Here is a 1135-nt window from a genome sequence, read left to right on the forward strand (position 1 = left end):
TATCGGCTAAACACAGCTTTTCGCAGATTAACACGTCCTTCATCGCCTCTGACTGCCAAGGCATCCACCGTATACGCTTAGTCGCTTAACCATACAACCCAAACGAGTTTCTTAGTCGCTTGCCATTTTTCGCCGAGACTGCATTGTGATATTCACTCGTCAATCATGTAGCGCTGCTACACCCATTCCTCGCTCACATCACGGCTTTGTCTCAACTCAACTGGCTGCGCTTAAGTTCGTTGAACTGTATTGCAACTTGCTGGTTTGATAATTGTGATTCTGTCGAATCACAACGCCTTGATTAGAATACTCAATTAACTTGATTAAAGTTTTTGAGAACTCATTTTGTATTAACTAGCTTGCGCTAGTTTCTACTATCAGCTTTCCAAATTGTTAAAGAGCAACCTCCAAGGATGGAGGGAGTGTCGAGAATTGCCTGTAGCAATTCCGACCAAATTTCAGCTCATAAGAGCTAAAATCAGGCTTAAAAAAGCCAAAGATAAATCGTGTTTATCTTTGGCGTCCCTATCCCCGAGACTGTATGAGTCACTTCCATCTCTTTATTCCCAAAGAGTGAAGAAGGAAGTGGTGGAGCTATGCGGGATCGAACCGCAGACCTCCTGCGTGCAAGGCAGGCGCTCTCCCAGCTGAGCTATAGCCCCATACAGTTGAATAGTTATCTGAAGAATTTCTTCTGAGACGCGGCGAAGTGCGACGACGTTTAGTCCGCTAAACGAGTTGCGCTTCAACAAAGTATCAGGAGAAATTGGTGGGTCTGAGTGGACTTGAACCACCGACCTCTCGCTTATCAGGCGAACGCTCTAACCACCTGAGCTACAGACCCCTTTCGCTTGCTCTTTTGCGCCATGCCTGTGTTGCTTTCGCGCTTCGGTCGTCATGTAGCGCTGCTACACATCCTTCCTCATTGCTCAAGCGCCTTGGCCTGACTCAAATTAGCTGCGCTTAATCTCGCAGATAATCATTCTTTGCTTTCTACTACCAGACAATCTGTGTGAACACTCAGCAGAAATCAATGTGTCGCTTAGGTAAGGAGGTGATCCAGCCCCAGGTTCCCCTAGGGCTACCTTGTTACGACTTCACCCCAGTCATGAACCACACCGTGGTAAACGCCCTC

The 1135-nt window shown here is 47.1% G+C and carries 2 tRNA genes and 2 rRNA genes; all 4 read right to left on the reverse strand.

Annotated features, from left to right (window positions below):
* Positions 1-91 (reverse strand): 23S ribosomal RNA (locus L2725_RS23105); the annotation flags it as partial.
* Between the two features lie 495 nt (positions 92-586).
* Positions 587-662, reverse strand: a tRNA-Ala gene (locus tag L2725_RS23110).
* Positions 663-767: 105 nt separating this feature from the next.
* Positions 768-844: transfer RNA gene (locus L2725_RS23115), tRNA-Ile, on the reverse strand.
* 203 nt (positions 845-1047) lie between these two features.
* Positions 1048-1135 (reverse strand): 16S ribosomal RNA (locus L2725_RS23120); the annotation flags it as partial.

It is taken from the genome of Shewanella corallii (genome assembly GCF_023349125.1).
GTDB classification, from domain to species: Bacteria; Pseudomonadota; Gammaproteobacteria; order Enterobacterales; family Shewanellaceae; genus Shewanella; species Shewanella corallii.